Source organism: Burkholderia glumae LMG 2196 = ATCC 33617 (assembly GCF_000960995.1).
In the GTDB taxonomy this organism is placed as follows: domain Bacteria; phylum Pseudomonadota; class Gammaproteobacteria; order Burkholderiales; family Burkholderiaceae; genus Burkholderia; species Burkholderia glumae.
In genome coordinates, this window is the sequence record NZ_CP009435.1 from 167,043 (window position 1) to 189,182 (window position 22,140).

At 64.2% G+C, this 22,140-nt stretch carries 26 protein-coding genes and 2 pseudogenes; 1 reads left to right on the forward strand and 27 read right to left on the reverse strand.

Annotation, left to right across the window (positions count from 1 at the left end; all coding sequences use genetic code 11):
- Positions 1–81: 81 nt before the first annotated feature.
- Complete coding sequence (locus tag KS03_RS13310; protein ID WP_015877383.1) at positions 82–1,128, forward strand: IS481 family transposase; 1,047 nt, start codon at positions 82–84, stop codon at positions 1,126–1,128.
- A gap of 53 nt (positions 1,129–1,181) precedes the next feature.
- Here KS03_RS13310 and KS03_RS13315 read toward each other — a convergent pair.
- The 27 genes and pseudogenes from KS03_RS13315 to KS03_RS13440 all read right to left on the reverse strand — a co-directional run.
- Positions 1,182–1,589: pseudogene (locus KS03_RS13315) on the reverse strand (DNA adenine methylase); the annotation flags it as partial.
- Between the two features lie 161 nt (positions 1,590–1,750).
- Positions 1,751–2,374: a hypothetical protein gene (locus KS03_RS13320; RefSeq protein WP_042967285.1), complete on the reverse strand. Its 624-nt coding sequence runs from the start codon at positions 2,372–2,374 to the stop codon at positions 1,751–1,753.
- Positions 2,375–2,376: 2 nt separating this feature from the next.
- On the reverse strand, positions 2,377–2,943 hold the full coding sequence (locus KS03_RS13325) for a glycoside hydrolase family 108 protein (protein ID WP_015876646.1): 567 nt from the start codon (positions 2,941–2,943) through the stop codon (positions 2,377–2,379).
- Entirely contained in the window at positions 2,940–3,389 is a 450-nt protein-coding gene (locus tag KS03_RS13330; RefSeq protein ID WP_017432368.1) for a hypothetical protein, read from the reverse strand. Before KS03_RS13330 ends, KS03_RS13325 begins: the two co-directional genes overlap by 4 nt.
- Positions 3,390–3,461: 72 nt before the next feature.
- The gene (locus KS03_RS13335; protein WP_015876647.1) at positions 3,462–4,511 is read right to left on the reverse strand and encodes a phage late control D family protein; all 1,050 of its coding nucleotides are present in this window, start codon (positions 4,509–4,511) and stop codon (positions 3,462–3,464) included.
- A 9-nt stretch (positions 4,512–4,520) separates the two neighbouring features.
- Positions 4,521–4,727, reverse strand: coding sequence for a tail protein X (locus tag KS03_RS13340; RefSeq protein ID WP_015876648.1), 207 nt, complete (start codon positions 4,725–4,727; stop codon positions 4,521–4,523).
- Positions 4,702–5,580: a phage tail protein gene (locus tag KS03_RS13345; protein WP_015876649.1), complete on the reverse strand. Its 879-nt coding sequence runs from the start codon at positions 5,578–5,580 to the stop codon at positions 4,702–4,704. Before KS03_RS13345 ends, KS03_RS13340 begins: the two co-directional genes overlap by 26 nt.
- Before the next feature lie 9 nt (positions 5,581–5,589).
- Entirely contained in the window at positions 5,590–8,019 is a 2,430-nt protein-coding gene (locus KS03_RS13350; protein ID WP_017432369.1) for a phage tail tape measure protein, read from the reverse strand.
- A gap of 81 nt (positions 8,020–8,100) precedes the next feature.
- Positions 8,101–8,403 (reverse strand): phage tail assembly protein, encoded by a 303-nt coding sequence (locus KS03_RS13355; protein ID WP_015876651.1) that lies wholly within the window; start codon positions 8,401–8,403, stop codon positions 8,101–8,103.
- Positions 8,404–8,484: 81 nt separating this feature from the next.
- A complete protein-coding gene (locus tag KS03_RS13360; RefSeq protein WP_015876652.1) occupies positions 8,485–8,988 on the reverse strand; it encodes a phage major tail tube protein in 504 nt (167 codons plus the stop codon).
- Positions 8,989–8,997: 9 nt separating this feature from the next.
- A complete protein-coding gene (locus tag KS03_RS13365) occupies positions 8,998–10,167 on the reverse strand; it encodes a phage tail sheath subtilisin-like domain-containing protein (RefSeq protein ID WP_015876653.1) in 1,170 nt (389 codons plus the stop codon).
- 71 nt (positions 10,168–10,238) lie between these two features.
- Positions 10,239–10,961, reverse strand: a complete 723-nt coding sequence (locus KS03_RS13370; RefSeq protein ID WP_015876654.1) for a tail fiber assembly protein — start codon at positions 10,959–10,961, stop codon at positions 10,239–10,241.
- Between the two features lie 13 nt (positions 10,962–10,974).
- The gene (locus KS03_RS13375; protein ID WP_015876655.1) at positions 10,975–12,987 is read right to left on the reverse strand and encodes a phage tail protein; all 2,013 of its coding nucleotides are present in this window, start codon (positions 12,985–12,987) and stop codon (positions 10,975–10,977) included.
- Entirely contained in the window at positions 12,975–13,553 is a 579-nt protein-coding gene (locus tag KS03_RS13380) for a phage tail protein I (RefSeq protein WP_015876656.1), read from the reverse strand. The genes KS03_RS13375 and KS03_RS13380 overlap by 13 nt, the downstream gene beginning before the upstream one ends.
- The gene (locus KS03_RS13385) at positions 13,543–14,439 is read right to left on the reverse strand and encodes a baseplate assembly protein (protein WP_015876657.1); all 897 of its coding nucleotides are present in this window, start codon (positions 14,437–14,439) and stop codon (positions 13,543–13,545) included. The genes KS03_RS13380 and KS03_RS13385 overlap by 11 nt, the downstream gene beginning before the upstream one ends.
- Entirely contained in the window at positions 14,436–14,768 is a 333-nt protein-coding gene (locus tag KS03_RS13390; protein WP_015876658.1) for a GPW/gp25 family protein, read from the reverse strand. The genes KS03_RS13385 and KS03_RS13390 overlap by 4 nt, the downstream gene beginning before the upstream one ends.
- Positions 14,765–14,962: a hypothetical protein gene (locus tag KS03_RS13395; protein ID WP_015876659.1), complete on the reverse strand. Its 198-nt coding sequence runs from the start codon at positions 14,960–14,962 to the stop codon at positions 14,765–14,767. Before KS03_RS13395 ends, KS03_RS13390 begins: the two co-directional genes overlap by 4 nt.
- A gap of 67 nt (positions 14,963–15,029) precedes the next feature.
- A complete protein-coding gene (locus tag KS03_RS31375; RefSeq protein WP_015876660.1) occupies positions 15,030–15,767 on the reverse strand; it encodes a hypothetical protein in 738 nt (245 codons plus the stop codon).
- Between the two features lie 105 nt (positions 15,768–15,872).
- A complete protein-coding gene (locus KS03_RS13400) occupies positions 15,873–16,553 on the reverse strand; it encodes a phage baseplate assembly protein V (protein WP_015876661.1) in 681 nt (226 codons plus the stop codon).
- Positions 16,550–17,080: a hypothetical protein gene (locus KS03_RS13405; protein WP_015876662.1), complete on the reverse strand. Its 531-nt coding sequence runs from the start codon at positions 17,078–17,080 to the stop codon at positions 16,550–16,552. Before KS03_RS13405 ends, KS03_RS13400 begins: the two co-directional genes overlap by 4 nt.
- On the reverse strand, positions 17,070–17,600 hold the full coding sequence (locus KS03_RS13410) for a phage tail protein (protein ID WP_015876663.1): 531 nt from the start codon (positions 17,598–17,600) through the stop codon (positions 17,070–17,072). The genes KS03_RS13405 and KS03_RS13410 overlap by 11 nt, the downstream gene beginning before the upstream one ends.
- Positions 17,601–17,603: 3 nt before the next feature.
- Positions 17,604–17,894 (reverse strand): head-tail joining protein, encoded by a 291-nt coding sequence (locus tag KS03_RS13415; protein ID WP_015876664.1) that lies wholly within the window; start codon positions 17,892–17,894, stop codon positions 17,604–17,606.
- 1 nt (position 17,895) lies between these two features.
- Positions 17,896–18,891: pseudogene (locus tag KS03_RS13420) on the reverse strand (major capsid protein).
- Positions 18,892–18,967: 76 nt separating this feature from the next.
- A complete protein-coding gene (locus tag KS03_RS13425; RefSeq protein WP_015876665.1) occupies positions 18,968–19,312 on the reverse strand; it encodes a head decoration protein in 345 nt (114 codons plus the stop codon).
- Positions 19,313–19,341: 29 nt separating this feature from the next.
- Positions 19,342–20,442, reverse strand: coding sequence for a head maturation protease, ClpP-related (locus KS03_RS13430; RefSeq protein WP_015876666.1), 1,101 nt, complete (start codon positions 20,440–20,442; stop codon positions 19,342–19,344).
- Positions 20,439–21,929, reverse strand: coding sequence for a phage portal protein (locus KS03_RS13435; RefSeq protein WP_015876667.1), 1,491 nt, complete (start codon positions 21,927–21,929; stop codon positions 20,439–20,441). The genes KS03_RS13430 and KS03_RS13435 overlap by 4 nt, the downstream gene beginning before the upstream one ends.
- On the reverse strand, positions 21,926–22,132 hold the full coding sequence (locus KS03_RS13440) for a phage head-tail joining protein (protein WP_013698685.1): 207 nt from the start codon (positions 22,130–22,132) through the stop codon (positions 21,926–21,928). Before KS03_RS13440 ends, KS03_RS13435 begins: the two co-directional genes overlap by 4 nt.
- Between the last annotated feature and the right edge of the window lie 8 nt (positions 22,133–22,140).

Here is a 22,140-nt window from a genome sequence, read left to right on the forward strand (position 1 = left end):
TTGCCAAGAGGCGGGGTTACCCGTTTTGATAGAGGTGCGAATCTTCATCAAAACAGCGCGCAAGCGCCAAGGAGTAACCCCGTGAGTAGTCTCAACCAAAATGTCATCCGCCACAAGATCGGTCTGCTGAATCTGGCCGCCGAGCTGGGCAACGTGTCGAAAGCCTGCAAGGTGATGGGGCTGTCGCGCGATACGTTCTACCGCTATCAGAACGCCGTGGCCGAGGGCGGCGTCGATGCCCTGTTCGACAGCAATCGGCGCAAGCCGAATCCCAAGAATCGAGTCGATGAAGCGACGGAAATCGCCGTGCTGGCCTATGCCATCGAGCAGCCCGCCCACGGGCAGGTTCGGGTCAGCAACGAATTACGCCGGCGCGGCATTTTCGTGTCTGCATCCGGCGTTCGTTCGATCTGGCTGCGTCACGCGTTGTCGTCCTTCAAGCTGAGGCTCGTGGCGCTGGAGAAGCAGGTCGCTGAAAAAGGCATCGTGCTGAGCGAGGACCAGGTGGCCGCGCTGGAAAGAAAGCAGGACGACGATGTGGCTCATGGCGAAATCGAAACCGCTCATCCCGGCTATCTGGGCTCGCAGGACACGTTCTACGTGGGCACGATCAAGGGCGTAGGCCGGATTTACCAGCAGACCTTCGTCGACACCTACAGCAAAGTGGCGATGGCCAAGCTGTACACGACCAAGACGCCGATCACGGCGGCCGATCTGCTCAATGACCGGGTGTTGCCGTTCTTCGAGGAGCACGGCATGGGTGTGATCCGCATGCTGACCGATCGAGGCACGGAGTATTGCGGCAAGCCGGAATCGCACGATTATCAGCTGTACCTGGCGCTGAACGACATCGAGCACACCAAAACCAAGGCGCGACATCCGCAGACCAATGGCATCTGCGAGCGGTTCCATAAAACCATCCTGCAGGAGTTTTATCAGGTCGCGTTCCGCCACAAGCTCTATCTGACGCTGGCGGAACTGCAGGTCGATCTCGATACTTGGCTGATGTACTACAACGGCGAGCGAACGCATCAAGGTAAGATGTGTTGTGGTCGCACGCCTTTGCAGACGCTCATCGCGGGCAAGGAGGTGTGGAAGGAGAAAGTGAGCCACCTGAATCTGATCTGACAGTCACGCACCGTCGGAACGGGTAACTGTCAGATCGGGTCGCGACTTCTACAGATCAGGTTCAAGCTCGGCGGGGCGGCCGTCCTCGTGCCGAACGTCTGCCCCTCCAGCTTGCCGCCAAAGCAACTTTTCTGCAGGTAATAGAACCTCGCCGCACGCTGGATATCGGTGAGACTTTCCGGGACTGTCTGCTTGAGCCATTCAAACACCTGACGGCTCGTCAGCGCCCATTTGAACTGGCGTACAAACTCCTCCAGATGGTGCTGCACCACCCGATACAGGTTGATCAGTTCCCCATTGATGTCGTTGATCACCTCGACCTTGGCCGGCGGCCGAAGGAAGTACAGCGCCGCCCCGCCCGCGAACACCTCGACGTAGCACTCGTGCGCAGGAAAGCGGGGAATCAGGATGTCTGCCAGACGGCGCTTGCCGCCGAGCCAGGGAATGATGGGTTCCGCCATTGTGAAAGCCTTTTTTTAAACTTGGTGTAGAATCCGGCCCGCCTACCGGTAGGTAACAGGGCCTTGGCTGACTCACTGGCACGCACAGTGGAAAGGCGGCCGGTCGACATGTTCCCGCACGTCGTCCGACCGCCCTGTTCTTCCTCAGCGCTTTTGCGCGATCAAAGTGACTTGTCCGCCTCCCCTCCTCGCGCCATGCCCGCGCTGACGGTAATGTCCGGCGAGACCGCAAAGCGCGTGATCTCCGCCGTCTGCTTGTCCGCCCGCGACGACGATCCAAAGAAATACTCCTTCGAGCCGATCACCATCGTGATCAGCACGCCGAGCAACGTGTCGAGCGTGCTTTTCACGACATCGGGCATCCGGATCTCGCCGATCGCCAGATAGAACTCCAGCCCGATCACCACGAACAGCGCCACCGTGTACATGTAGGCTAGATTCCGCGCCGTGTGATCGTGCTCGGACGCCGCATACTGCCGAGCGCCGGCGCGATCGTCGGCCGCGACCTTGTCGGCCTGCACCTGGATCCCGGCCAGATTCTCCGCATGCGCGAAACCCGCCTGCCGCATCTTCAACTCGAAGTCGGCGTCGGCCTGCTTTAGCGCGAGCAACTGCTCGGGCGTCACCGACTGACCGGACAGCGCCGACGTCACCGCCTCGACCGATCCATCGCCCAGGCCGAGCCGGTCAGCGATCGCCGAGGCGGCCATTGCCGCCACACCCGGCACGCCCCCCGTCAATGCGGTGACGAGCCAGGGCGCCACCGTTTTCAAAATGTCGAGCATGCTCACACTCCCAGCGCACGGTTGAGTTGCCAGCCATACTCGAACGCCTCGTTCTCCGGGCGACGCTCGGCCAGCTCGATATAGAACACCGACTGCTGCGCGGCAATCATGCCGTACAGCACGCGATGCCCGTCCGCCCCTCGCTGCTGCAGGAACGCCTTCAGCGCCGCGAGGGTCATCGGGCCGATCCCGCCATCGGCCGCGATGTCCGGGAACGCCTTGCCGCCCTGGTTCAACACGTTGAGCGCCCGCTGCATGAACTTCACCCCGGTTGCCGGCCCCGCGTTCACGCCGATATCGAACAGCTTCTCGGCCAGCGTCGTCGAGATCGCGTCGATCTGGTCGAATTTCGGTCGCGACCAGTAGCGCGACGCGTAGATCGCGATGGCCGTTGCGCGCGGCATGTCCTTCATCGCGCCGAGGTAGCCGTTCGCCCGCGCCTCGGCGGCCGTCACGCCCCACATCGTCCCCTCCAGCTTGCCGAGATACCAATTCCCCCGGTCGCTCGGATCGTTCGAAAAACCGCCCTCGCGCCCGATCAGCGCGTCGATCTTCGCCGTGACATTCATGGCTTTCCCCCTCGGCCAATGGCCAGTTCCAGCGTTTCGATACGCTGCTGTTGCAGTCGATTGAGCACGTCCGCCTCGTTGACGTGCGTGAAGACCCAGACGATCGAGCCGACGACGAAGGCTTGCACCGCCCCGAGACCGATACCGAGCACCCACACAGCGCCCGTCGCCCGGTTCCTCATGGCGTCGACCTTCCGGTCGACCTCGGCGATATCGCTGGCTTGGTCGAGCCGCGCACGCTCCTCGGCCTGCGACCGCGCCCACAGCAGCCCGACGTCCTCACGCACCGATTCCGCCCGCACGCGCATCTCGGCAAATCCGCGATCGAGATCCGCGAACGGCTGCACCGAGCGCTTGATGTCCTCCACGCTCGCCGCGACCGATCGCATCTGCTGCGTGAGCGTGGCGATCTGTACCGCCAGCCCCTCCTGCTTCTCGTCACCCATCCCACCCCCGTTGAAAAAAGAAAGGCCGCTCCGGTTGCCCGTGAGCGGCCTGCATCGTTCTCGTGTGGCGCGTTACGTCGGCGCCGGCACCACCAGATCGATTTTCTTGCCCGACTTCTTCTTGTGCCCCACCTTCGCCTTGCCCTTGTTTCCTCCATTCAACGTCACCACCGTGATCCAGCCCCGCGAGGCGAACGTGTGCTCGACCGCCTCGATCAGAAACTCTCCGTCGACTCCCTCTTTGAACCCTTTCAGCGCGATCGTCTTTTCGGCGGACAGGTCCGCCCGGCCGCGCATCGTCAGGCGGCTCGCCGACGTGTGCCGATTGAGCGTTTCGAGCCTCGACGTGGCGGCCGCCTTCGCCGCCTGCGGACTGGCGAAGGCGTGCCGCTCGGTATGAACCGCGGCCGCCCCTTGCGGCGCATCCGGATTGGGAATCGTCAGATCGATTTTCCTCCCCGTCTTGCGATCGTGGACCTTGGTGCGGACCGCCGCGAAGCTCGCGCGATCGGGGAAATTGATGTCATAGTCGAGCAGCAGCTCGGGCGTCAGGGTCACCACCGGCAACGGCTTGCCGCTCGCGCTCTTGCCGCCGCCTCGGGGCAGCACGATCAGCTTGCCGGCCTTGACCGTCGCCGTCGCTCCATACTGCCGGGCGAGTCGCGTCACGAAATGCAGATCGCTTTCGCCAAACTGGTCGATCCGAGGCACCACCACGTTGACATCGCACGCGGCCGACCACTTGTTGCGTCGCGCGACATCGCCGACGATGTCGGCCAGCCGCACGTTCGACCAGCTCCCGTAGCGCTGCGTCTTCGACGTCGCCCGCATGTTCGCAGGCTTGCCGCGAAACACCACGCTGGCCGGCGGCCCACGCAGCCCGACCTCGTCGACGGCATACTCGCCCAGCATCGACAGCCCCTGCCCCTCCCATCCCAGCGACACCTTGACCGTCGCGCCCTTGGGCGGGAATCGGATCCGGCCGTCGCGATCGTCGAGCGTGATCGTGCATTCGTCCGCATCCAGGCCAGGCTTGTCGACGGTCCGGATCTCCATGACCCGGTCCTGAATCACCTTGGTGACGTCGTCGCCGTTCGCGATAATCTGAAAGATCGCTTCCATCGCGCCTCGCTATGTCCAAAGCGACACGGTTTCGTCGCGCGGCGCCTCGATATCCGGCATGACAATCTCGACGCCCGAGGCGAACGGCTGCGGTCTCGCGGCAAGGCCGGGATTCGCCTCGTAAACAGCCTCTACCGTGCCCTGCAGCGTTCCGTACGCCCGATAGCACAAGGTATCGAGCACGTCCCCCTCAGACGTTCTTAAAATCTTCGCCATAGCGGCCAAACTCCACAGTGAAGGATTGCTTGCGGGGCAGACCATCGGCCAGCATGGCGTCCTGCTCCTCCTCGATCGTCTGCAGCAGCCAGCGGCCCAGCACTTCGCCGCTGCCCGTCGTGAGCCGCACCGGCTTCATGCGGCTGCCGATCGCACGCAGCTTGCTGATCTGCGTCGTGCCGGCACCCAGGGTGGGGAAGACGACGCCGGACAAGGTGATCGTCTCGCCGCCCTCGCTGACCGGCTGCAACGCCTCCTGCCGGTTCAAGCGCTCCTGCGTGGCGACGCGGTATCGCGTCGCCCGCCGAAGCTTCTCGAACGCGGCCGTGGACAGGTTGAAATGGAACGCGCTGCCGTCGTCGGCCGCCATCGTCATCAAGTGCGGCGTGCTCGACGTCGCACCATCGGCCAGCCCTGGTAACAACGAACTCAGGCTCGTCGCCTTGTCCGCGTCGGCCGCCGCCTTGTCCTTGATGCCGACCAAGCTCGAGAACTGGTTCACTGCCCCGCCAAGTGCCGATTTGACGCTATCGGCGGCCGAGCGAACGAGCGGAAAGCTCGAACTGTCCGCCATCTTCAGGATCGAGCCGACCGACGCCTGCGTGGCGTTGAAGCTGCGCGTCACGATCCCGACTTGGGGGAACAGATCACCAGCGACTGACATCGCGCTCTTGGCACCGGTCAGCAACTCGGCCGCGCTGCTGAGATTGCCGGTCGCGAGCTTTTGCAACGTCTCGACCGTTGTCGCGCTCGCGGCCCGGTTGCGATCGGCGACGCGCACCATCTGCCGGACGCGCTCCGAGGCGACACTCGCCTGCGTCGCGGCCGACGTGATCTGTCTGATCAGGTCCATGCTTTACCCTCATAGATGCGGCGCATCAAACATCGCCGAAAAGTTGGTTGTCTTGCGCTGCTGCTCGGCCATCATCCGCGTCAACGTCGGACTGACCCGCGCCAGAAACTTCTCGGCCGCGTCCGCCTCGTTGCTTTCCACACGTACATGGAAGACGGGCGCGAACGTGTTCGTCTGCTCGACGCGTAGGCCAGCTCGGGGCGTAGCGCGGTCGCCGGCACCTGCCACCGCCGCTTTCGCGACCGCCTCCGCGCTGACCGGCGGCTCGCTCGACTTATGCTCGAACACCTTGCGCGCGATCGCGCTCAATGCCTTGTCGCCCGCGAAGGTGCCGATCGCACCGCCAATCACGCCTCCCACGGCCGCGCCGATCGGACCACCGAAGGCACCGACTAGAGCGCCGATCTTCGCGCCCGCGAAGCCTCCGGCAAGGCTTCCGGCAATCCCGGCGAACTGCGTCGCCTTACGCTCGCGCGTTTCGGTACTCGACGCGACGGCATACGCGTCCTTCGCAGCGAAACCAACCTTCAGGACCGTCCCGGCCAGCGCGATCTTTCCGGCATAGGGCGCTACCTTGCCGAAGAGCGAGCGCCCGGCGCGCAGGGCACGACCGATGCGCCCGCCGCGCGCGGCACCACCTCCACCTGCCCGTCCCTTACCGCCGCTCGCCGGGACATCGGCCAAACCGCCCCCGCCGAGTCCACCCGCGCCTCCGGGCATGTTCACGACGAACACCCGCTGCACCCCGCCAGCCGAACCGGCGAGGGCATCGAGCGCCCTGCCCGCTGCACCGCCCTTTCCATCGCCACGGACGCCGGAGCCTCCCCCGCCACGGCCCAGAACCGTGCCGCGAGCGATATCGAACACACCGCGCCCGATGTTCCAAAGTGCCTTTGCCCCGCGATAGGCGACGGCCGCGCCGGCCACGCCAACCACCGCTGCCGTGACACCCGGCGCCTTGTCCGCCGCTTCGCGCACCGTGCCGCCGAGCCCCTTTGCCGCCTTCCCCGCGAGATCCGTGACCGGCCGCAACGCGTCGCCGATGCTGCGCATCGCGTCGTCCCACTGCTGGCCGACCTCGCTCCAGATCTGCTTGGACGTCTCGCGGCGAGCTTCGAGATCCTTCTGGATCTCGCCGCTTGCCTTCTGCGCGTTGGTCTTCAGCTCGTTGTACAGATCCGCGTTCTGCATGTAGGCCGTCAGCGCCGCCTTGACCTGCATATCGTTGAACAGATCGCCGGTCTTCATCGTCTCGGCGAACGCATCCATCTGCGCTTGCCGCTTCGCCGGATCCATCTCCGCATTGAACTGCTTGGCCGCGCCAGCCAGTTGCTTCGCCCTCTCCGGATCCACGCGCTCGATGTACGCACGAGCCAGCACAAACGACGCCTCCAGCGTCGACCAGCCTTTGCCGATCGCCTCGCGCATCTTCGCTTGGTAGTCGACCCCGGCTTTCGCGTAGTTGCGCTCGGTCTCCCCCGAGCCGATCTTCGAAAACCAGTTCTTGAGGTTGTTCGCAGCCTCGTCGGCGCCGCCGGCCGTCTTCATCTGCACCTGCAGCATGGAGCCCAACTGCGTGACGGAATCCTGCCCCGTGATGCCGATCTTCTTCATTTCGGCGAGCAGCACCGGGAACCACCGCGCCATGTCGACCGACTCGAACGACCCTTCCTTGCCGAGATAAGCGATCGCCTCCAGCGCTTTCGACATCTGACGCGGATCGACAATCTCTGCGTTCTGCTGGAGCGCCTGGATCATCTTCGCCGTCTCGACCGTTGTCGCGCCCTGCCCGATCGCAAACTTCGCGACCAGCGGCCCGAAGTTGAGCGCCCGGTCGAGATCCATGCCGCCCGCAACCATCTGGTTGATGGCGTCGGCCAGCTCGTTGCGGCCGATCCCGTTGTCCGCCGCATCCTTGCGGATGCGCACGCCCATCGCCGCCTCTTGCTGCGTGCGCGCGATGCCGGCCTTGATCGAGATGTCGCGAATGATCGCCTGATAGTTAGCCGCGATCGTCGCAGGCACCGCCACGGCCGCCGACAGCTTGACCGCGTCACCGATCACCCCGCGACCCGCTTCCTTGCCGGCTTCCATCCGCTCGAAACCGGCCGCCTTCAGATCGAGCCCCCGCGCCGTGCGCCCGAGTTGGGCATACGCGCGATCGAGCTTGCTCACCTCGACACCCGCGTCGCGCAACGATTTCAGGTTGCTGTCCAGCTTGCGGCGGATGCCATCCGCCGCGCTATCCCCGGCGGCATGCAGCCGCCGGAACTCCTCCTGCAGGCGGACCGTCTCGCCAATCTGCCGCTGCCAGAGGCGAGCATCGTTCGCACGCTTCTTCATACCGTCGATCTTCGACGTCGTATCCGTGATCGCCTTGCCGAACGTCGCCGACACGGCGCCCCCGATCACGATGCCCAGGGCGATATCCTTTGCCATGTCCGCACCTCTCAGTCAGTCAACCACCAGATCATGTCGTCGATCGTCATGTCGTCAATCGAGGCAGGCGACATGCCAAACTCAAGCGCGAGCCGCCTCGCCAGCGCCTTCAGCGTCTTGGCGTCCGTCTTGGCGTACGGATCGAAAGGAGTAGTAGGCGTCCTGCACGCGCGCGTAGTCGGCCATGTCCATCTCCTCGATGTCGTCCGGCGACACCTCGGCGAGCGAAGCGAACAGGATCAGCTCCTGTTGCTCCTCGTCTTTCGGTGCGAGTTTTTGCGCGCCGCGCATGTCGCGCACCTTCGGGCGGCGCATCGTGAATTTGTCGCACTCGACGCCGTTCAGCTTGATCGGGTAAGCCAGCGTGACGGTGACCTTGTCCATATCGTGTCCTCAAAGAGAAACGGCGAGCCATCGGCCCGCCGTTGAGTGAAAAGTAACTTTGCTCGTGACCAGCCGGCCGCGCTACATGCCGAGCGCCTTACGCACCTCGGCCAGTTGGTCGACGCCATTGACCACGCGCTTGCACGCGAACACATCGATCTCGTGAACCACGGCCCCGTCGATCTCCATCCGGTAGTAATCGACAGCGATGGTGTACTTCGTTTCCGCCTTCTCGCCCGGCTTCCACTCGCCCGGATCCACCTCGGTCAGCTTGCCGCGAAAGAACGCCCCGACATACTTGACCTTGCCGTAGTGGTCCTTGAAAGCCGCGCGGAAATTGCCGCTGAACGCGTTCCCGTCGAGGATGCCGAAATACTTCAGCACGTCGTGTTCCATGGACGCCATGGCGAACGACGCTTCGAGCGCTTCCATGCCCTGGTCGACCTTGGACGGCGCGTCCATGCCGCCCGCGCGGTAGTCGTCGGTCTTGAGTTTCAGTTTCGGCGGCGTCATGCCCGTCGCCCGGCCAGCGTACCCGCGACCGTCCACCGCCACCGAGCAGTTGTACAGAGTTTCCGGAACCATCTTTCCCCCTTAGACCTGGTTATCGAGCACTTCGGTCATCCACTGATTGGTGACCTCGAAGCGGAAAATTGGGTTTTCGGCCGGCGGTACATCGGTAAAGCGGATGTTCCAGTACACCTTGCCGTCCTCCAGCTGGCTGGCCGTGTTCAGCTCGGGATCCGGATAGACCTCGAAATTGATGAGGGCACCCTGGCGCTTCAGGTCGCGCATGAACGCCTGCAGCCCCTCCGTCACGTCGCTAACGTAGGTCGCCGTGATGCCGCGGTCCACCGCCCATTTGTGCCCGGCCTGGACCGCGTCCATGACGATGTCGAGCGTGCGCACGCGTGTGACGAACTTCCACTTCGGATCCGCCGACAGCGTCCGATTGCCCCACAGCCGATACCCGCCGTCGCGGATGATGGTCGCGATATTGGCGTTGTTCAGGAGGTTCGCGCGGCAGGTCTCGTCGCCATCGAGGTATTCGATTGGCCGAGCCGTTGCCGTGATGCCCGTGATTTCCTTGTTCGACGGCGACGCCCAGAAGCCAATGTTGGCGTCGGTCTGGCAGAACAGGCCGGCCGCGAACACCGACGACGGCACCGCGACATCGGCGTTTGCCGTCGTATCCCACATCGTCGAGCCAGGATCGACCATGTAGAGCCGCTTGCTGCCGAAGTTCTGCGCATAGGCAATCGCTGCCTCGTCGTCCTCGTTCGGGCCGTCTATCACGGCGATTCCGCGCAGCTTCGCCGCGATTTCGTCTGCCGCCGTCGCGACCGCCTGCTTGGCCGAGTGTCCCGGTGCGATCAGCAAACGCGGCTGTGCGTTGAACCGCGACTTCCCATCGAGCAGCGCCTGCATGCCCGTACGCGCTCCGCCTGCCGTCACGCCCCCGATCACGGCCGAAGTGCGCTGCGCCTCGTCGCCGTCGGCCGGCACGCCCACCGCGACGATCACCGCACGGCTCTGCGCATAGATCGCGCGCGCAGCTCGCGCGATGGCGCTCGTGTCGCCGAACGCCATCACCGCATCGCGATAGCTCGTCAGTTGCACGGGCATGTTCGGCTGCGCCAGACCGACACGTGGTGCGTACGTATCAACGAGCCCCACCACCGACGACGACGGCACGGCGATCGTGCGCGGCCCCGAGTCGACGATCGTCGTCGTGATGCCATGGAAAAACGATGTTGCTCCCATACCGGTCTCCAGAAATGAGAAAGCCGCCCAAGTGGGCGGCTCTATGAATGATTGAATCAATGTCTGAAAAGTTACTTTTCACGAGCGCTGTCGGCATCCGACACGCGATCTGGGTCGACCCGGCCAGCCTGGGCCGCTTCCGTCTTGTCCGCCGCCTGCTGTGCCTCGGCTGCTTTCACCGCCGCTGCGGCAGCGGCTCGCTTCGCCTCGACGTCGCGGCGGATCGCTTCGTCGTCCGGTTCGACTGGCCACACTGCCGAGGCCGGGAAGTCCGGCGCATTCACGACGCGTACGAGATCGATCTGGTACTTGGACCACGCAGCGAACTGCGCCTCCTCGACATCCGTCAGCAGGCCGGCCGCGTGCGCGTCCGCTCGACCGTAGTTTTTCGTCTGTGCGTTCGCCAGCCGATGCTGAAATTCCGCCGTCGCCCGCTCCTTGGCCTTGCGTGCCACGATGTCCGGGTCGATCTCCCAGGCGCCATCGCTCCAGCGATACTCGTCGGACGGCCGTGGCGTCTCGGTGAGACCGGCGTCGGCCGGCGTAACGCCGGCTGCCAGGATCTCGGATCGCTCGCCGGTATCGGTTCGATACAGCACGCGACCACGATAGTCGGGCATCAGTACCCAGGCGCCGTCCTTCCAGAACGGCCACGTCAGCGGCTTGCGCTCGGGTATCGGCGTAACGGTCGAAAATGCTGGTTCGAGCCATCGGCTGTCGTCTTTCGGATCCGAATCAGCCAGCGTACTGCTCAGGTATTGGCCCGTCTGTCTGTCGTAGTGGTTGCAAAGCATGTCTTCTCCCTCATCAATAGGCGCGAATCATCGCCAGCAACGCGACGTTGCGCGGACGCGCTTCGGCGCCGCCATCGGCTTGAACGTGGATCGCGTGCGCGTGCCCGCCGGCATTGCCGATGCCCACGGCATGAACGTGATCGCCAGCACCGTCCGTCCAGAATTCGTGCTGGTGTTCCCCCGCCCACGCGATATCTGCCGAATCACCGCCTCCCACAGCCTGTTCATTACCACTGCCATCGGTGTCTGATCCCGTGAGCGACCCGAGATAAGGCGGACGCAGCAGCCGACTAAACACCCCATTGGCGTGGTTGTGCATCCCCCCGCCTCCTGTCACGCCGTGGTGGCTATGCCAACCGGCACCACCAGTCCATGCGTCATGCACATGAGCACCATCGGGATCCGAGGACGCGCCGTGCGCATGGGCCTGGTTCTGACCGCCCTGGAATGAGCCGATTGCGCGGCCGGGATCGACATCCCCGCGTCCGTCCGACCAGCAGCGCAGGAATTCGCCACGAAGATCCGGAACACGGAAGTACGTTTGCCCATCGGCGGTCGAAAAACCGCCCCATCGCCCATCCGTGTACTCGGCTTCCGATACCAGTGCACCGCTGGCCTGTGCATAGGCCCACAGCGCCGGATAGTCCGCGCGTTTGTATTGCGAGCCGTCGCACTTCACATAGCCCGCACGCGGCGACGTCCGCGCCTCCATGACGATCTGACCGATCGATGCAGTGCCAATTGCAGCCGTGACCCACTCCGTCGTGGCGAAGCGCAGCGAGCTGTCGTCCGGTGCCGGAGAAGGCCCGGCCGCTGGTTTCTGGAAATAGGTTGCCTCTTGCGCGAAGGTGACCGTGACCTCGCCATTGCAGGTCACACCAAAGACACCGTCTCTAGCGTGGTAGAAGCCGGTATCGGGGACGCCATCGTTCACGAACGCGAGCGAAGGGAATGCTGCGCTGCCTTCGTCCAGAAACAGCCGCTGCCCGGCAGCAAAAGTCACATTGCCGCCGATCACGCCCCCCTTATTGGCATCGAGCGGTGTCATGTTGCCGCTGTGCCAGACGAGGTAGCCGTCGACGCGAAACGTTCGGTCCTGAGCCACATACTGGAACGATCCGACTGTCGGCGACCACCAACCGACAGAGGTCTTGTTCGAATAGAAGTAACCATCTAGGGGGCCGATTCGCGCGTGCCCCTCGTCCAAGCCGTGTCCGATCCGCACATCGCCAACAATCGTCGCGTTGCCGCCGATCGCCGTGCCATGGCCACCGGCATCGATGGTGACGTAGCCGGTCCCGAGATTCCACGCGAATGGCCGGTAGTCGTTCGGTTGCCCGGACGGGTCGCCCTTTTTCGTCGAAAGCAGATAGACGCTCGATCCGTCGTTACGAAGATACGCACCATAGCCGCCATAGCGCGCACGGAAATGCGCACCGCCCGCATCCGGCGTGTCCGACACCACCCCGTCTGCTCGAACCGTGCCAGCAACCTGAAGCCGGCTTACGCCGTCGTCGCCCCCTTGCGTACCGACCAGCATGCGACCATCGGATGTGATGCGAGCCCGCTCGGCGGCTCCCGTGACGAGCACGAGCAGACCAGCGACGGCCTCCGGTCCAACGAACGTATTCCCGTCGCGAATCTCGAAGTGCGAAACCCCGTTCCCTCCGATCTGCACATACCCGTCACGCGGCGAGAACATCCCGGTATCCGTATCCTCATCGAACACGAAGCCCGCATTCAGCTTGTTGAGCGCCGTAATTTCGCCGGGCTTTCCCAGCAATGCCCCCTTCATCGCTCCGCCTGCGATGGGAAGCTTGTCGGTGCCGAGGCCCGCCACCGTTTGCCCCATCGCATCGACCCGCTTGTCGGTCGCGTCGACACGATCCTTCAGGTATCGCGTGCGACTCCCAAGTTGCTTTGCCTGCACATTGTCGACACCATCGGGGCCACCCTGCACGGGATCCGACGTTTCCAACTGGTAGATACCGTCTACCCAGGCACTGTCCTCTTTCAGATTGGCCATGTTCCGATAATCCCTCGTGTAAATTGCCCGTTGCGTGTCGCGACGCCGTTGTGCCGGATCGCAACCTCGGAGAAATCCAGCCATGCCAGCCTGCTGCGGGCCGGCGCGTAGCGTTCGATCGCCCGTTTGATCTTCTCGCCCTGGTCGCGCGTCACGGCACGACGCAGGGTGACGATGTATTCGGCCCAGGCACCGTCGCCGCCATGCAGATAGCGCCCATCGCGGCGTGCCGAGCCGTCGCGGCGAGCAAGGCCACGCCCCTCTTGAATATCCACCTCGCCGAACCCGAGCCGCCGTACGATCTCCCGAATCGCCCACGGCGTGCCCTTGCGCCGATAGATCGCCAGCGACGACTTGATCAGCTCGCGGCGTGCCTCGTCGGACTCGGCCAGTTCCCACCCGTCCACCTGAAGCGACCACGCCAACCACGGAAGGAACGCAGCCGGGCAGCGGTCCGCGTCCCACAGCGTGCGGATGATGTCGGGCTCGACGCTCGGCCGCATCATCTGAGCGAGCGCCGCCTCAAGCGAGGTTTGATTCGCCGGCAAGAGCGGTTCAGTCGTCATCCTTCACCTTCGCATTCAGCGTGATCGACGCGCACCGCGCGAACTGGTCGAACTCGCATTCGACGTCGGCAGCCGGGGCCGTCAGCTCGACCCGAACGACACCCGACGACTTCGGATGCAGCGCCCCGGTGATCGCCGAGCGCGGCATGCCATTGCGCAGTCGGGCGCCATCGTTGACCGCAATATCGAGATCGAAGCGACGTGCGGCGATCACGACGTCAGGATCAGGGCCGCGACCGACGTAGATGTCCGCCACGATCGAGTAGTCGACCGGCCGAGCGGGCAGCACTTGCACCGTGTCGTTCAGCGGGCGCCGATCCTCGGGCGTCAGGGCATGTTGAACCACATCGAGCAGCGCGGCACTTGGCACCCCACCGTTCGATTGCGACTTCACGACCACGCGGACGACGCCCGGCACACCGCGATCGACCCGCACGTCCGCAACGTCGGCCGATGCGTTGAGCGCAATCGACCGATACGAACCCGCCGGCCCGGCCGTCGTCGCCTGCTCGATCGCCATCTGCGTGCGAAGGCGCAGGCGATCGTCTTTCTCGTAGGTCACGGGAACCGGCGGATGCGCATCGGGATCGCCGGGATCGACGATCTCTTTCTTGATGTTCCAAAGCGCGGCGAGATGTTCGAGATCAGCCCCGGTCGCGCAGGCGAGCAGAACAGCCCGCCCGCAATCATTGATACGCGCTCGATATCGAACCTCGTCGTACGCCGCCAACTCCAGCAGCTTGACCACCGGGTCCGATTCGAGCGCCGCAGTCCAATCCGGGTAGATGCCTTTGAAATGAGCCAGCTTCAGCTGATAGGCAGCCTCGAAATCGAGCGTTTCAACGAGATCCGGCGGATCCATCGCCGAGAGATCGATCATGGTCATACCGTCACCTCGAACACGACATCGCCATCGTCATAACGACCGGCAATGAGGAAAGTTACTTTGCCGTCGACAACCGACTGCACCGCGACCCGATCCAGCTTGATACGCGGCTCCCACCGTCCGATCGCGCCGGCCGCCTCGGCCTGGACGGCCGAGATCCAACCGCGCGTCACGGGCAAGTCAACCATGGCCGGGAGATCGGAGCCGTATTCCGGCCGCTGCCGTCGCGTGCCCTTGCGCGTGCTCAGGATGTCGCCGATGCTCTGCACCAGGTGTTCGACGCCGCTGATCAGCCGCCCTGAGCGGCGGCACATCCCGACCAGGGTCATCGTGACTGCTCCTTCGCCGGGATCCGCGTGAAACTCGGATTCGACTCCAGATAGGCGACGTGCTCGGGCGCCGTCACCTCGGCCTTTCCGGCGAGCACCGGAATGAAGGAGCCGTCAGGAAACACCACGACGCGGCTGCGATACTCGGTATCGACGAACACGACCGGCACCGAAACGTCTACCTGTTTCGACATATGCATCTCCAGAAATGAAAAACCCCGCACTAGGCGGGGCAAGTAACTTTGCGGTGGGCACTTCGAATCAACGAGGAAGCGCTCGATCCGCTGTTCGCATTTCGATCCCATCCATCGGTATTTGACGAGTGTTACCGTCGTAGTACAGCGCAATACGCGTAGGGGATTGCGCAATCACATAGCCACGGGCCACCTCCTGACCGTTCTTAACGAGGATTTGACAACGCTCCTCCGATTTTGCGCAACCACGATCTAAATCATGCTTGTAGTCGGAAGCAATACTATTACCGACCGCCTCGCCAATACCCGACGGTATCGCAAGCACCACTGGAATTGCCCAACTCAAAACAAAAAAAGTACTGGCGCCGAATACCCACCAAAATACGAAACTGAGATAGCGCAAAAAAAGTGGTGAAATTGTGTACGACCTAGGAGTACCATCTTTTCGAAATCGCAAACGAGCAGCAAGCCACGTTGCCCCCTTCTCAAAGAGCACCCAGACGGCAATGTATGCCAACAGACCCAAAATCATCCAGAGCAACCGTTCCCAATTTTCTCCAAGCCATTTCTGAACCGCTATCGATGCATTCAACCCTCCCCACACCGATAATATTAGATGCCTGGATTTATCTATTGGAAACGCTTCAGCCTCGATCCAAAATTGCTTCATGAATGCTTTGTAATATGCATCCCCGGATGAGTATGCAATACCCAACAACAACAATCCAATGACAGACGCGATTACTGGCCACGGCCAGTCTCGCAGACGCATGTACTCTGATTTCTTCTCTTCGACAGTACTCATCTATAGGCCCTCATTGTTATGACGTATCTTTGCGCGACACTCAGCCGCGCGAGGAACATACACAACAATTGAAAGTTCGATAGCTGTCGAAAACTACAGATTCCATCAAACCGGTGGACTCACAAGCTCACCGTCCCCCTGCTCGCGGTGCTGGTGCCCGTGAACTGACGTGCCAGCTGCAACGACATCCGCCGTAAATTCCGCACCGCCGTCGACCTTCACCGCTACGCCCTGCCCGTCTCCCGGCCGTCCCTGCATGCCGCCGTTGAAGGTCAGCAGCCGCTCCGTCGTCGTGTTGCCCGTGAATGTCGAATCCGGCACTTCGGCGAGTAGCTTGTCGCTCCGGAGCGTAGCACCATCAGCCCGAAGCTCGAACTCGGTTGAGCCGATGCGAAACAGGATCCGGCCACCGGCCGGCACCGACAGCGTGTAGTCGTGCGTTGCATGGTTGTATTGCTCGAACGCCCCATCGGGATAATCGATGGCCGTCTCATCCGGGCTCGTCCGGCCAGCACCGCCGTGCTGATCCGTGTAGTAGCCGGGCGCGACGAAGGCTGCCGCCAGATCGCCGGACGGCGCCCACAAAGCGACCTCCTCGTCGCGGGAGGGAGGACGCCACTGGCGAACCGCACCGGCCGCGCCGGCTTGCCATTTCAGCCAGTCGCTTACCCAATCGCCGATGCGCACCTTCACGCGCGGCGGATCGTAGGTCACCGCCTCCACGATGGCCGACTGCGTCAGGCACGCCATGCGGCGATCCATTTCGCCCAGCTCGTAGTCGCTCACTGTCGCCCCTCCTCTGCGATTGCCACGTTGACGTAGTCGCCTTGATGCTCAGTTCCTGTCTCCGGGTAGACGCCCCAGCGGATCTCCCGGCCCTGCGGTGGCGGCTCGACTATCTCGCCCAGGTCGAATTCATGCACCCACTCGACCAGCCACACCAGATAGGTATCGAGATCCGGCCGGAACGGGTCTTCGGCCGCCGATCCGATCTGCTTGCCCGGCGTGATCGGCAATCCCCAGGTCTCTCCGTGAACGGCTCGCAGCACGCGGGCGGACAGCTCGCGCACGAGGATGTCCGCGCCGGGGACCAGCGGATCGACGACGATGCGAGCCTGCATCCGCCCGATCAACGGCACGCGGCCCGTGCCGTCGTCGTGCCCTGGTTCCAGCTCGGCCAGCTCGATCGCCACCAGCGGCGTCTCGATCGACTTCCCGATCCCCGGATAAGCAAGCACCCGGTCGAGCCCCACGAGCCGGGCACGCAGCCCGGTTTCTATCGCGTCGTGCAGTTGCTTGAGGTTATCGAGCACGGCCCACCGCCTTCTGGATTTCGTAGTTGACCTCCTGCCGCAGTACCGCCAGCAGTCTTTGCTCGCACGCTCGGGCAGCCCGACGAAAGGCCGGATCTCCCTCATGCGCCCAATCGAACCTCACCACCTCGATCGGCGTGCGCCCCTTGCCGGTTCGGCGGAACACGGGACCGTCCGGCGCCTTCCCCGTCATGCGCCAGGCGCCCTCGAACAGCGTCTTGCCGGCGCGAATGCCCTTGCGCGTCCGACGCACGGCGCCGAGCCGGTGTGCCCCGATCGGATTGAGGCCGAGCCACACCTTCCCGCTATCGGCAGACCGCATGTAGAAATACGTCCGCTGTCGGATCACCTTCTGCTGTATACCCGTTGCGCGGCCGACATCTTTCGCCGTCTGGCTCTTGATCCAGGCCGCTGTCTTCCGGAGCGTTCGCCGCCATGCCGACTGCATCGCGGCAGGCGGCAGAGCGGCGAGCGCTTCGAGCGCCCCCTTCACGTCGATTTCGACTTTCAGCAGGTCCATGCGTTACCCCAAGATCAAGACCGTCCACCCCGTGCCGTCCGGCTGCAGTTCATGAACGCGGTAGCGGTTCCCGCCGGCCACGACGATGCTACCGACCTTGACGACCGCGGCATCGGCATCCGTGATGTGCAGGACAGGCGCCACCAGCTGCGTGCGCCGTGAGCCGAGATCCGGCCCAAGCCACGGCGCCGCGAACATGCCCTGCACCGGCTTGCCGTCGATCGTGACGTCGTCGTCGGCCAGATCGCGCTTCACGGCGGCATCGACGTCCGCCATCAGATCGCGGAACCGCATCTCAAGCCTTCAGCTTGATCAGCGCCTTCGGGCGCGTGCAGAGATGGATCGGGTTCGACTGCGCCTCGATGTCGATCCCCTTGCCGAACGGCGCCAGCTCCTGCTTCGCGTAGTACGGCAGGCCCGTCGTATTGACCGCCTCGACGTAGTCGGCCGGCGCGAAGCGCGAGATGAACAGGTCGGGCACCCCTTCCGGCACGGCATGCGCTTCGTCGTCGGCCACGTAGCCGACGTCGCCGACACGCCCGCGATACCGCTCGAACGTGCAGCCGCCGAAGTCGAGCGCATCACGCGCGTCACCGCGCAGTGCCGCCGCCATGCTCGTCGCAAGGTAGGTTTCCTTCACCGTCTTCGCGACAATCAGCTTGTTCCAGAAGGTCCTGCCGCACAACACGCGCACGCCCGTGTAGGTCATCGCGCCGAGCGCGTCCTCGATCGCGTCCTGCACCTCGCTGCACTTCGTGCGGATCTCGGTCTCGGGTTTGTCCAGTTCGAAGCCGATCACCGTCTGCTTGATGCCGAAATACTTCAGCAGATCGATCAGCACGGTTTTGCCGTCCGCGTCGAGCACGGCGCCCTTGATCGCGCCAATGCGATGGAACTCGTGCGTGGCGTCCAGTTGGCGCCGGAGCTTGGCGAGGCGCCGATTCACGACCGTCTACAGCGCCTCCAGCTCGCTTTCGGAACCGAACGCACGCAGGTTCTGCACCTCGTCGGCCGCGATGTAGCCGCGCTGCGGCAGGTGGACCGTGTTGAACGGGATCATGCTGCGCTTGCTGCCACCGACCACTGGGGCGGGCGATCCGCGCTGGCCGGCCGGCACGAGCGCGAGCGTATCGCCGTCGCGCTCGATCTGGACCGTCGTCGTGGTGATACCGTCTTCCTCGAACAGCCCGAGCGTGCCGACGCGGCCCGGCACCGCTGGCTGATCGTTGATTGCCGCCGTGAGCGACGAAAGCGAGAAAGCGTCGTCTTGAAACAGGGCGATATCCGCCATACAACCTCCAACCTGGAAATGGAAAAGAAAAAGGCCACGCATTGCGTGGCCTTCGTGAGCCTGTCTTGCCTCTCGATCAGCGGACGATCACGTGGCGATCCGCGAGATCGGTACGCCCCGCCGCATCCAGGCCCGTCAGCAAGCCACCCACGACCTCGGCGAGTCGGACGATGGCCGTCGCCGGCCGCGCTTCGTCGGACGCCGCCAGCGGCGCGTAGAGCACCGCGCCCGCGACTTCCGCGCCGTCCTCGGCCTTGTTGTCGTACGGGGCATATTCGCCCGTGTTCGTCACGCCGAGCACCTGACCGGCGGGCAGCGCCGGCCCGGCCTTGACGACGATCTGCTCGCGAGAGATTTGGCCGTTGCCTTCGGACACCAGAAATTCGGCCGGGAGAATGCCCTGTTCCTTCACAATCGACATGGTTTGCCCCTCCTCATGGGACGTCAAAGTTACTTTCCGCCGCTACGGCGGGCTGCGTAGATGGAGGCCGCACGCGGCGCGTTTGCGGCGATCACCGGCTCGCTCGGGCTGCTCGGCGTCTGCCTGGGATTGATATGCGCCTGGGATGCCGTCACGCGCTCATAGAGCCGCGCGCGAACTTGATCCGGGCTCAGACCGTCCGACACGAACCCGGCCGTCAGCTCGGTCAGGTTGGCCGCTAGACAGATGCCTGCGATGTCTTGCGCGGTGCGAATCGCCGCGTCCACCGTTGCGCGATCCCGCAGACCCGTCGCGAGCACGATGCCCTCAGCGCAGTGCTCGATCCGCGCGTCGCGGCACGACGCGTACACATGCGAGGCCAGCGCCGCGACATTCGGCGCCTGCGGCGGCGCAGGCGGATCTTGCGGGGCCGGCGGATCGACAGGATCCACGGGCGGATCGACAGGCGGATTCGGCGGCGCCTCGGGCTCGCCATCGACCAGGGCGCGGACCTGCTCGGGCATCGCCGCGAACCGCGCGACGAGCGGCTGGGCGCCGGCGTACGCCGCAATCCGAATCGGTTCCTCGATCGCGTCGCAGAATCCCAGCTCGACGGCTTGCGCCGCCGTCAGCCAGGTCTCGACGTCCATCAGCTCGCGCACCTTGTCCTCGGTCTGTCCGCTGCGCTCGGCGTACGCCGTCAGCATGTTCGCGCTCGTGCTGCCCAGCAGATCCGCCAACCGGCGCAATTCGCCCTCGTCGCCCGCCGCGAGCGTATGCGGGTTATGGATCATCAGCATCGCGTTGGATGGCATCACGATCTGGCTGCACCCCATCAACAGCAGCGATGCGGCCGACGCGGCGATGCCGTCGACGCGCCCCGTCGTCTTGCCGGGGTAGCGCCGCAGCAGGTTGTAGATCGTGAAGGCATCAAACACGTCGCCGCCCATCGAGTTGACCGCAACGACGATCGATGCCGCCGACGAGCCGACCTCGTCGAGCCGTGCCGCGAACTGCTCGGCGTCCGTGCCCCAGAAACCGATGTCGCCATAGATCCGGATCTCGACGTCGTTACCGCCATCCGCGTTCGCCTGCGCGCGGATGTCCCACCACTTCTTTTTGCCTTTCATTCGTCATCCCCATTCGAATTGCTGCTCGTGTCCTCGACCGGCACCAGCGTGTCGTAGCGCAGCCCGAGCCGCTGCTCGCGTGCAAGGTCCGCCGCGTTCTCGTTGTCCACCTGCTCCGGATCGTCGCCTCGCGCGAGCACGGCGCCCGACCGGCTCGCCAAGCCTGAGCGGATCTCCATGCGCTTGGCCGTGACGTCCTGCACCGGATGGATGTATGGCCATCCTTGCGGCACCCATCGCACCCGGAAGTAGTCCCGGCGCCTGCGGTAGTAGTCCGGCATCGACATGGCCCCCGACAGCGCGCACGCGTCGACCCACCAGCGCCAGACCGGACGGCAGAACTGGTGAATGAAGACGTTCCACTGGATCTGCTCGACCGCCCGCCGGAATTCGTTCAGGATCACCCGCAGCACTCGATCGCTGACGTCGCGCAGATCGCCCGTCAGCACCTCATAGGGCATGCCGACCGAGGCCGCCGCCGCCATCAATTGCTGCCGCATGAAGGGCGCGTAGTCGGTGCCAGCGCCCGGCGGCGACGCAAATCGCACGTCCTCCCCCGGCGCCAGTTCCTGCATGCCCCCAGGTTCGAGCGAAACCACCGGCGAGAAACCGTCCGCGTCGTAATCGACAGCGGCGCCAGTAATCGGATCGCCAATCAAGCCCGGCTCCGAATGCGGCTTGACGATGAAGCCGGCAAACAGGTTGCTGACCTCTTGCCGGAACAGCACCGCATCGTCGAAGTTGTCGAGCGAGCGCAACCGCAGCAGCACCGTCGACAGCTCGGGCACGCCGCGCACCTGCCCCGGCCGCAGCGCCTGGAACACATGCGCGATCTGGTCGGCGGGCACGCGCACGGTCTGCACGCTTGGGAAAGACGCGCGACCGTATTCGCCGGGATGCCGCCGATGCAGGTGATAAGCGACGCGCCGGCCATCGTGATCGAATTCGACGCCGTTGATGATCTCCCCGCCGGCCACGATCTCGTTCTTGTCCATCGGCAGCATGTCGCCTTCCAGTACCTGGATCTGCATCGGGACAGCCAACCCGTCTCGCAGGTTTCGCATTCGCCGGAGCACCAGCACCTCGCCGTCGCTGAAGAACGAGCGCGCGGCGAGGCTCTGCACGCCCGCCAGATCGTATCGGCCATCGGCATCGATCTCCTCCCCGCTGTCCTCCCAAAGTTGCTTTTGCTCCTTTCGGATCGCATCGATCGGGTGTTGCGGATGCGCTTGAATGCCGGCACCGATCGTGTTCGACACCAGCCGGCCGATGGCCGTCTTCGCCCAAGGATCGTTACGGATCGCGTCCCGTGCGCGGGCTCGCATCAACGGCAGGTTCTGCACCGCCGCCGCGTTCGGCCCGGCGCCCGACACGCGCCACGCCTTCGCACGGGCGCCGACCGTGCTGGCCGATTCGTACGCCGCCGCCTTCACCCGAGTCGGAACGACAAACCCGCGCTGCGCGAGCGAGGGGTAAGCGCGACTCATCGCACCCCCTTGCCGGCATGCCGCAGGCGAAACATGCGGGGCCGGCCAGCCGCCCCGTCGAGTGCGCGAACGATCTCGGTTTGCGCGTCGCGCAGCTCGCTGATCGAGCGGTAACGCACGCGCCTGTCGGCGTACTGCACCTCCAGCTCGCCCTTGGCGATTGCCGACTGGACGCGCTCCAGATCCTGCCTCGTGTATGCCATGCTCTACC

What these genes read in the sequence shown, in the direction of transcription:
- KS03_RS13320 (WP_042967285.1), bottom strand. Translation starts at nt 2,374, where the DNA reads ATGCTCGACATTTTGAAAACGGTGGCGCCCTGGCTCGTCACCGCATTG.
- KS03_RS13325 (WP_015876646.1), bottom strand. Translation starts at nt 2,943, where the DNA reads ATGAATGTCACGGCGAAGATCGACGCGCTGATCGGGCGCGAGGGCGGT.
- KS03_RS13330 (WP_017432368.1), bottom strand. Translation starts at nt 3,389, where the DNA reads ATGGGTGACGAGAAGCAGGAGGGGCTGGCGGTACAGATCGCCACGCTC.
- KS03_RS13335 (WP_015876647.1), bottom strand. Translation starts at nt 4,511, where the DNA reads ATGGAAGCGATCTTTCAGATTATCGCGAACGGCGACGACGTCACCAAG.
- KS03_RS13340 (WP_015876648.1), bottom strand. Translation starts at nt 4,727, where the DNA reads ATGGCGAAGATTTTAAGAACGTCTGAGGGGGACGTGCTCGATACCTTG.
- KS03_RS13345 (WP_015876649.1), bottom strand. Translation starts at nt 5,580, where the DNA reads ATGGACCTGATCAGACAGATCACGTCGGCCGCGACGCAGGCGAGTGTC.
- KS03_RS13350 (WP_017432369.1), bottom strand. Translation starts at nt 8,019, where the DNA reads ATGGCAAAGGATATCGCCCTGGGCATCGTGATCGGGGGCGCCGTGTCG.
- KS03_RS13355 (WP_015876651.1), bottom strand. Translation starts at nt 8,403, where the DNA reads ATGGACAAGGTCACCGTCACGCTGGCTTACCCGATCAAGCTGAACGGC.
- KS03_RS13360 (WP_015876652.1), bottom strand. Translation starts at nt 8,988, where the DNA reads ATGGTTCCGGAAACTCTGTACAACTGCTCGGTGGCGGTGGACGGTCGC.
- KS03_RS13365 (WP_015876653.1), bottom strand. Translation starts at nt 10,167, where the DNA reads ATGGGAGCAACATCGTTTTTCCATGGCATCACGACGACGATCGTCGAC.
- KS03_RS13370 (WP_015876654.1), bottom strand. Translation starts at nt 10,961, where the DNA reads ATGCTTTGCAACCACTACGACAGACAGACGGGCCAATACCTGAGCAGT.
- KS03_RS13375 (WP_015876655.1), bottom strand. Translation starts at nt 12,987, where the DNA reads ATGGCCAATCTGAAAGAGGACAGTGCCTGGGTAGACGGTATCTACCAG.
- KS03_RS13380 (WP_015876656.1), bottom strand. Translation starts at nt 13,553, where the DNA reads ATGACGACTGAACCGCTCTTGCCGGCGAATCAAACCTCGCTTGAGGCG.
- KS03_RS13385 (WP_015876657.1), bottom strand. Translation starts at nt 14,439, where the DNA reads ATGACCATGATCGATCTCTCGGCGATGGATCCGCCGGATCTCGTTGAA.
- KS03_RS13390 (WP_015876658.1), bottom strand. Translation starts at nt 14,768, where the DNA reads ATGACCCTGGTCGGGATGTGCCGCCGCTCAGGGCGGCTGATCAGCGGC.
- KS03_RS13395 (WP_015876659.1), bottom strand. Translation starts at nt 14,962, where the DNA reads ATGTCGAAACAGGTAGACGTTTCGGTGCCGGTCGTGTTCGTCGATACC.
- KS03_RS31375 (WP_015876660.1), bottom strand. Translation starts at nt 15,767, where the DNA reads ATGAGTACTGTCGAAGAGAAGAAATCAGAGTACATGCGTCTGCGAGAC.
- KS03_RS13410 (WP_015876663.1), bottom strand. Translation starts at nt 17,600, where the DNA reads ATGGACCTGCTGAAAGTCGAAATCGACGTGAAGGGGGCGCTCGAAGCG.
- KS03_RS13415 (WP_015876664.1), bottom strand. Translation starts at nt 17,894, where the DNA reads ATGCGGTTCCGCGATCTGATGGCGGACGTCGATGCCGCCGTGAAGCGC.
- KS03_RS13425 (WP_015876665.1), bottom strand. Translation starts at nt 19,312, where the DNA reads ATGTCGATTGTGAAGGAACAGGGCATTCTCCCGGCCGAATTTCTGGTG.
- KS03_RS13430 (WP_015876666.1), bottom strand. Translation starts at nt 20,442, where the DNA reads ATGAAAGGCAAAAAGAAGTGGTGGGACATCCGCGCGCAGGCGAACGCG.
- KS03_RS13435 (WP_015876667.1), bottom strand. Translation starts at nt 21,929, where the DNA reads ATGAGTCGCGCTTACCCCTCGCTCGCGCAGCGCGGGTTTGTCGTTCCG.
- KS03_RS13440 (WP_013698685.1), bottom strand. Translation starts at nt 22,132, where the DNA reads ATGGCATACACGAGGCAGGATCTGGAGCGCGTCCAGTCGGCAATCGCC.